Below are 8,074 nucleotides of genomic sequence, written 5' to 3' on the forward strand. Positions count from 1 at the left end.
TTCTTGGACGGTGCCGCCAACGAGGATCAGATCGGGACTGGATGCCGCCCACGCTCGGCACCTGGTCGGTCCACCGTCGCCGGGTAGCGGCCGGCGTGAGCAACCAGGCTGGCGAGTCGCCGATCCGGGCGTCCGCCGAGCGAAACACCCAGAGCAGCCGGCCGGTTTGGACGCCGGATCAGGTTGGTAACCCGTAGATCGCGATCAGCGACGGGCGAACCAGCAGCCGCGGACGAACACTGCCGAGCCAGCAGCCGTCTGCCTCCGTCGTCGCACCGCGGTCGGCCGCCGTCCRGATCAGCCGGCGGAACGGGCCSGCTCCGGACCGGTCAACGGGAGCCTCTACTCCGGATCAGCAGTGGAGAGGATCTGCGTCCTCCCGGCCMGGCCATCCGGCCACCCATAYGAGCAAGGCGTCGAAACAGTGGCTGGCAATTGTCCAAATCACACATTCCCAATTCACAAGGTGAGGAAAGTTCAGTGGGAACTTTCACGACCCGAGCGTTCAGCGGAAGCACCTTACTCGCCAGACGAGGGCGACGCCCAAGGTTGACGCCGACCGAAGGCAGAGCCCTTCGAACTTCATTGCTTACTACTGATGACATCACAGGTCACCGGAGCCCGCAGGCAGCTACAGGAAGCTCTCATCTATACGCCATCGATGAGAGGGGACGCGACGATCAGAGCCCGGGAGTCGGCCCAGGCTAGCTGCGGCGTCGGCCCTCGACATACCGATATCGACGTGCCGGAAGATATCGACATCCGCTTAATGGGATGCGCAAAGGGTCACGGACCGCGTTTACTTTCAGTAGCCGGAAGAGATCGCAATTCCCGCCTCTCGATGAGTCGAGCATTGCGCTGGCCTTGTCATGCGCCATCGCCAGGTGTAGCGTGTCGCTAGGCRTCGACTGACCGTCAGAAGACGCGTCAATTCGTACCGCCCGAATAGACCATCGGAGGTCTTCACTTTCCGATGCCCTGAATTCGTGCACCCCATTCTCGGGAACTCTTCACCAGGTAGGCACGGAAGACCTGGTCACGCCGGAACAAGAATCCGGACAAGCTAATCGGCTGATCGGAGGCCGGAGATCATCGTACGTAGGCTTCAACCACCAGCACGTAGCGTACTCCAGGTCATKAACCGAAGGACAGGACGGCCAGCCCAGGGATGATCACGAGGATGTCGAACGAAGCCTACATCGAGCCCGAACCCGCGAAGCGCTTCGTCGACCACGCGGTGGAGGAGTATCAGCGGTGCCTGGCGAGTAGGAACGCCGATGGTGTGCCAWCTCATCTACCGCGTGCCTCCGGCCTCCTGTTCGGTGTCGACAATCGCCACGGGATCACGATCGGCGACATCRAATTCGTGAAGAATGTGCGCGACAGCGACGCGGACGTGATAGCCGAGTTCGAAGATGTAATCGCACCGCAGTTCGGCGACGTGTACAGGAACCCCGGCCGCGGGTTCTGGTGCTCCGGCGAGGACGTCTTTCAGGCGGTGAAAAAGCACGAGGCGGCGGGTCTCGAGCTGATCGGCTCGATTCATTCTCATCCGAACTGGCATGAGATCGGACCTCAGCATGAGCGGACGCAGCGGTTGAGCGAGARGYMGACCCGGATGGATGAGTACCTGTTCCGTCAGTCCTCCTGGCCGGTCAACCTGATCTGGTATGTCCACGCGGGCCGTCAGGGCCTCRCACACCGGGTCGCCGCATGGAAAGCAGGGCCAGAGCGGTGCGCAGAGCTCGACCTACACATCCCGTCGCAGATCCGGGATGAGTTCGGACTGGGATGACGGTCCACCGCGGCGGCCTCGGAAGACACGACGCGTCAATCGCGTGGCCTCGGTACAGGCCAGAGGAGGAGACAGGATGAACGGAACGCAGAACGGCGCTCGCGAGGGTCTTCCACCGCCCATGGTTACCATCAAGATACCAGCGRCCTTCCGGGCGCTGTCCGGCGGGCAGCGGCAGGTCGCTRCCAAKGGCGAGAACATTCGCGAGGTGTTCGCCGACCTGAACGAGTGCCTGCCCGGGCTCATCGACAAGATCATGGACGGCCAGGGGTCGGTCCGACGGTATATCAACGTCTATCGAAATGACAACGACATCAGAGGCCTGGAAAATCTCGAGACCCGCGTCGAGGAAAGTGACGTGGTCTGGATAATACCTGCAGTGGCGGGAGGTAGCATTCGTCCGGCGGTCCAGGAGCCGAAGGTGCCAGAGGTTCTGCCCTCGGAGTTCTTCCTCAATCCTGGCCCATCACCGCACGCGACGAACGCCGAGCTCAGATCGAAATGCCCCGTCCACCAGATTAACTATCCTCCGGGAAGTGAGGCATACGCCGTTCTCGGCCACAGGGCCGTGGCGGAGGCCTTCACCGACTCGCGCCTGTCCAAGGAAGCGGAGAACCTACCTCCCAGGTTTCGCGACAGGGCTCTGTCCAGCAGCCTCCTCATGGTGCGTAACCTGGGATTCGCGGACCCTCCCGACCACGCCCGGCTGAGGAGGCCGATCAGCCGGGCATTTCTGCCGAACGCGATCGCCGACCTCCGCCCCCGCATCCAGGATGTCGTCGACGATCTCATCGACACATTCCCCGCGCCCGGTGAGATCGACCTCCTCGGCGCGTTTGCCCTGCCGCTTCCACTCACTGTCATCTGCGAGTATCTCGGGATACCTGTCCAGGACAGACCACTCTTTCTCGAGTGGGGTTACATTCTCAGCCAGGATCCCTTCCAGCACGCGGAGTCCGAGCTGAAGGCCGCGACCGAGGAATTCACCGACTACTTCACCCGGCTGGTGGYCCGACGCCGCACGGATCTGCGGAAGGACCTGCYCAGTGAGCTCGTAAGGGCGGCAGACAGTGACGCACTCAGTGAACGCGAACTCCTCTCCACCATTCTCCTCCTGCTCATCGCGGGCCACAAGACGGTCGCGAACCTGATAGGAAATGGGACTGCTCTGCTACTCGGCCACCCAGGCCAGCTCGACCTGCTCCGAACCACTCCCGAGCTGATTCCCGCCGCGGTCGAGGAGATGCTGCGCTTCGAGGGTTCGGCCGCCTGGGCATCCATGCGGGTCGCCGTCGAGGACATGCGGCTCGCCKGAACAGAAATTCCCAGGGGGAGCTTCGTGCATCTCTCGCTGTCCAGCGYGGGGCACGATCCGGAGGCATATGACGAGCCGGAGCGGTTCGACGTCACCCGATCCCCGAACCACCATCTGGCTTTCGGCCACGGCGCGCACTTCTGCGTTGGTGCCCCCCTCGGCCGGCTTCAAGGAGACATCGCCTTCACAACGCTGCTGCGCCGGTTGCCAGGATTCGAGCTGGCAGTCCGTCAGGACGAGGTGGAGTGGCTCGCCGACAGCTCGCTCAGCCGGGGGCTCAGAGCGCTCCCCATCCGGGTCCGGGAGCGGTTGCCGCGATGAGCACCGTATGCCACGGCCGCGGAATTACCCCCCGCCGGTCGTCTCCCGTGAGCGATCAGCGATGACGGCACGAGCAGGCGGACCGAGGATCGCGGTGGTAGGCGCGGGCGCGGTCGGTGGGTATCTCGGCGGCCGCCTGGCCGGCGCCGGTCACGAGGTGGAGTTCCTCGCCCGGGGCGAGAACCTCGCCGCGCTCCAGAAGAACGGGCTGCGGGTAATGGATGACTCAGGTTGCTGGTCGGTGCCGGATGTAAGCGCCTCCGACCACCCTGACGACATCGGAAGAGTCGACTTCGTTCTGCTCTGCGTAAAGACGGGACAGCTTTCCGATGCCGTCGAATCGCTGGGCCTMATGGTCGGCCCGGATACCGCGGTCCTCACTCTGCAGAACGGGGTCGACGCTCCCGGCCAGGTCGCGGCGAGGATTGGCCGCCGTCGCGTGCTGCCCGGAACGATAAGGATCGCGGCGACGATGGCCGGTCCTGGCGAGATTAGACACGCCGGCACCACCTGCGAGGTAAGTTTCACCGCGTGGGACGGCCAGGCATCAAGGCAGGTGACGCGCCTTCGTGAGCTCTTCCGAGAATCCCAGGTGACGGTTACCGAGCCTGACGATATTTGGGCCACCCTGTGGGCGAAGTTCCTGATGGTGGTGCCGGTCGGCAGTCTCGGAGCCGCCACCGGCGGCGCGACCATCGGCGAACTCCGTTCTCGGAGCGGTACTCGCCAGCTCCTGATCGCCGGCATGCGGGAGATCTACGAGGCCGGTCTCGGGCTGGGAATCTTCCTGCCCGACGACGCCGTGGACACGGCGATGGGACTGGTGGACAGGCAATCAGCCGGGGTCACCACCTCACTTCAGCGAGACATCCTGACCGGTAGGCGGTCGGAGCTGGACGCGTGGACCGGGGCCGCTGTCCGGCTGGCCCACGACGCAGGTCTGAGCGCGCCGGTTCACGAACTCCTATACGAGTTGCTCGCCATCCGAGAGTCGCGTGCSGCCGAAGCGGCCTAGACCCTGCCGCCCAACCTCTGCACGGGGTCTCGGGATTCGGGAGGAGGGTCAACGAGCACAGCGGACAGGTACCAGCAGAAGTGCAGGGACGCAGGCGATGCTCCCTCGTGATCTCAGGAGTCCCAAACGGTGAAAGTGAGATTCGCCGGCCGTGACCCGCTGCGGGACGTTACGGCCTATCGGAGCACAGAGCCCGCGAACACGGCGGCAAACGAGCCCGGGCGGTTCGACCTGTCAAGCAACGAACTCGTGCTTCCCCCACTGCCCACAGTGCTCTCGGTCATCGAAGATGGCCTCAGCCGGCTGGCCCGTTACCCCGACCCGACGGCACGGACCATCACAGAGGAGATCGCGAAGCACCTGCACGTCTCCCCAGACGCGGTGGCGGTGGGCCCCGGAAGCGCCGGGGTACTCCAACAGATTCTTCTCGCACTGTGYGGCGTCGGCGACGAGGTCATCTACGCGTGGCCGGGCTTCGACGCCTACCCGCTCCTGGTCGCCATCAGCGGGGCCACGAGCGTTCACGTTCCGCTCACGTCTACCGGTGATCACGACCTGGACGAGATACGTGCGCGGGTCGGCCCGCGCACCAGGGTGATTCTTCTCTGCTCTCCCCACAATCCAACCGGCGTGGTCATTGATCGCCATCGTCTGGACTCCTTTCTGCGCTCACTGCCGGGCGACGTCCTCACGGTGCTCGACGAGGCCTACGTCGAGTTCGATCGCGGCGAGAATCCCMCGGGTACTCCGGATGTTCTCAGYCGGCACCGCAACATCGTCGTGCTCCGGACCTTTTCGAAGGCCTACGGGCTAGCGGGCCTGCGGATCGGCTACGCCGCGGGCCCGGAGCGGATCATGGTGACCGTCCGCAAGGCCGGTCTTCCCTTTGGGGTCACCCACATCKCGGAGCAGGCGGCGATCCTCTCCCTGCACAGCGAGGGTGAGCTACGCGGTCGCCTGGACACGGTGACCGTGTCGCGAGACGAACTGACCGCTGGTCTCCGGTGGTCGGGTCTGCCGGTGCTGCCTTCTCGCGCCAACTTCGTCTGGCTCCCCCTGGCCGCTGCGGCCGACTCCTTCGCGCAGGACCTGGCGGAGGCAGGAATCAGGGTCCGCCCCTATCCGGGGTATGGCGTACGGATCTCCGTCGGAGCACCGGAAGCACAGGAGAGCCTCCTGAGGTCCCTTGGCCGAGGCGTACCCACGATCTGGGTGTGAGGACCGCGTCATCTCCGGCTCGGCCGGCAACGGATCCTGCCGGCGCCGCGGGCGTGGGCGTCTCGGCGCACGAGCGCGCCGTGTCTTTCTAGCGACCGAAATTCGAGGTGGGAATCTAATGAGGCTTCTCCTTATCGCCATGCCATGGCAGGGACTTGACACACCGTCCAGTGCGCTGGGAGTACTCGGGCCTTCCGTCCGCGAACAGGCGCCCGGCTGGTCCGTGGACGAGTTGTACGGAAACTTCCGGTGGGCTGAGCACCTGATGTGCGCTAGCGGCGGAGCCATCGGCGTGGCGGACTACGGCAAGGTGGCGGTCCAGGTCTTTCAGGGCGTCGGCGACTGGGTCTTCGCTCCCGCGCTGTATGACGTCGCGAGCTACCGTGTCGACGAGTACGCGCAGCTTCTCGACGCGCAGGGTGTCGACGCGGAGGTTCCCGTCGAGATGCAGCGACACTCCCGGACGTTCATCCGGCAGCTGGCGGCCGAGATCGCCGCCGATCCACCGGACATCGTCGGATTCACCAGCACTTTCATGCAGAACGTTCCGTCACTCGCGCTCGCGAGGGAGATCAAGAGAGTCGCGCCGGGCGTCCTCACGGTGATCGGCGGCAGCAACTGCGACGGGCCGCAGGGGCCGGCCCTGCACCGGAACTTCGATCAGCTCGACTTCGTGATCAGTGGTGAAGGCGAACGGTCGCTGCCCGCGCTGCTGAGGTGTGTCGCCGCAGGTGCGAGTGTCGCCGACATACCCGGCCTCAGCTGGCGGTCCGACGGGATGACGGTCACGAACCCACCCGCCGAGTCGTCCGTGCCCTTCGGCGTGGTGCCAGCCCCCGACTACGACGGCTACTTCCAGGCGCTCGAGAATTCGTCGCTCGGCCCCGGCATCCGGCCGATGGCGGTTCTCGAGACATCCCGTGGCTGTTGGTGGGGCGAAGTTCACCAGTGCACCTTCTGCGGCCTGAACGGATCGAACATTAACTTTCGGAGCAAGGCTCCCGAACGCATCGCGCACGAGGTCCGGGACCTGGCGTCGAGGCACCGCGTTCTCGACGTGGTGATGGTCGACAACATTCTCGACATGGGCTACATCGATAAGGTGATGCCGGAGCTGGCGGCCCTCGACTGTGATCTGAGGATTCACTACGAGATCAAGTCGAACATGATCCGCGAGCAGCTGGGCCGCCTGAGGGACGCGAACGTGCTCTTCGTCCAGCCGGGCATCGAGAGCCTKAGCAGCCACGTGCTTCGGCTGATGGAAAAGGGCGTGAGTTCGGCGCACAACGTGCGTATGCTGCGAGATGGCATGGATCTCGGCCTGAGCGTCACCTGGAACATCCTGTACGGATTCCCTGGGGAGACCGACGAAGATTATCAGAGCCTGCTGAGGAAAATGGCATCACTGGAACACCTCCAGCCGCCAACCGGCGCGTGGCGCATTGCACTGGAGAGGTTCAGTCCCTATTTCGATGATCCTTCCCTTGGATTCATGTTCCGCACGCCGGCGCGCTTCTATGAACTTATCTATAATGTTCCAAAAGGCGAGTTGTATGATCTCGTCTACCTTTTCGACGGCAGTACGCGAGGGATCGCGGGGCCGCTGGAGGACGACCTGAAGCAGGCAGTCAGAAACTGGGCCGAGGCCTATCCAAGGAGCACGCTTCTGTATTGGATCGACGACCAGGGCCGGGTGGTCATCGAGGACCAGCGGGCAAGCTGGCCTGAAGAGGTCATCGAGTTGGACGAGCTGCAAAGCAATGTATACCTCGGTCTCTTCCAGGGAGCCGGGTGGGAGGGCGTGCGCCGACGGCTCGCCGACGGCGGCCAAGTCGTGACCGACGAGGAAGCCCGGAAGATCCTTCGTTACTTCGTCGAMCGCGGTCTCGCCTTCGAGGACGAAGGGCGCTACGTGAGCTTGGCGCTCGAGGTCGACCCGTACCGCCGGAAGCTTGTCGACGGCAGAGAGGTCGCGGCATCCCGATGAGCGCCCTGCTGGATATCGACGGACTCAGGGCGCTGGCCGACCGCCACGGGCGCCGCCCGGCGGGCGGGCGACCGGGCGCCGCGGTGCTGGTCCTCGGTGCGGACTGGACCGGGCTCCCTGCTCCTGACGAACTGGGATCGCTTCTGCGGCGTGTGCCCGTCGCCGGTGTGCGGCTGGCTGAGGCCGTCGACCTGTCAGGACTCCCGGCTGACGTGACCGCGCGAAGCATCGCGCTGGTTCGCGAATGCTCCTCGATCGGAGTGCGGTTGTCGTGGTCATTGAGCCTGAGCCCGGACCAGATGGGGATGGTTCGGATACTCGATCACCTACCGCCTCCGGGGAAGGTGCAGGGCCCCGGCAAAGTTGTCGGTTAGCAAGCAAGGCTCTTGATCGTCTCTAGTGGTCGTTCGGGGCGCCGCGCGT

General features: G+C 64.6%; 6 protein-coding genes. All 6 read left to right on the top strand.

The window, feature by feature from the left end:
- Positions 1–1,180: 1,180 nt before the first annotated feature.
- Positions 1,181–1,795 carry a hypothetical protein gene (locus tag CcI156_RS23080; RefSeq protein ID WP_076808214.1) on the top strand — a complete coding sequence of 205 codons (615 nt, stop codon included), beginning with the start codon at positions 1,181–1,183 and terminating at the stop codon, positions 1,793–1,795.
- 121 nt (positions 1,796–1,916) lie between these two features.
- Positions 1,917–3,431 carry a cytochrome P450 gene (locus CcI156_RS23085; RefSeq protein ID WP_076808216.1) on the top strand — a complete coding sequence of 505 codons (1,515 nt, stop codon included), beginning with the start codon at positions 1,917–1,919 and terminating at the stop codon, positions 3,429–3,431.
- 61 nt (positions 3,432–3,492) lie between these two features.
- Positions 3,493–4,446 (top strand): 2-dehydropantoate 2-reductase, encoded by a 954-nt coding sequence (locus CcI156_RS23090; protein WP_035734526.1) that lies wholly within the window; start codon positions 3,493–3,495, stop codon positions 4,444–4,446.
- Positions 4,447–4,575: 129 nt separating this feature from the next.
- Positions 4,576–5,664 (top strand): histidinol-phosphate transaminase, encoded by a 1,089-nt coding sequence (locus CcI156_RS23095; RefSeq protein WP_076808219.1) that lies wholly within the window; start codon positions 4,576–4,578, stop codon positions 5,662–5,664.
- A 139-nt stretch (positions 5,665–5,803) separates the two neighbouring features.
- Positions 5,804–7,651, top strand: a complete 1,848-nt coding sequence (locus CcI156_RS23100; protein WP_254847580.1) for a RiPP maturation radical SAM C-methyltransferase — start codon at positions 5,804–5,806, stop codon at positions 7,649–7,651.
- Positions 7,648–8,025: a DUF5825 family protein gene (locus CcI156_RS23105; protein WP_023841533.1), complete on the top strand. Its 378-nt coding sequence runs from the start codon at positions 7,648–7,650 to the stop codon at positions 8,023–8,025. The genes CcI156_RS23100 and CcI156_RS23105 overlap by 4 nt, the downstream gene beginning before the upstream one ends.
- The last annotated feature ends 49 nt before the right edge of the window (positions 8,026–8,074 follow it).

The organism is Frankia sp. CcI156, from assembly GCF_001983015.1.
In the GTDB taxonomy this organism is placed as follows: domain Bacteria; phylum Actinomycetota; class Actinomycetes; order Frankiales; family Frankiaceae; genus Frankia; species Frankia casuarinae.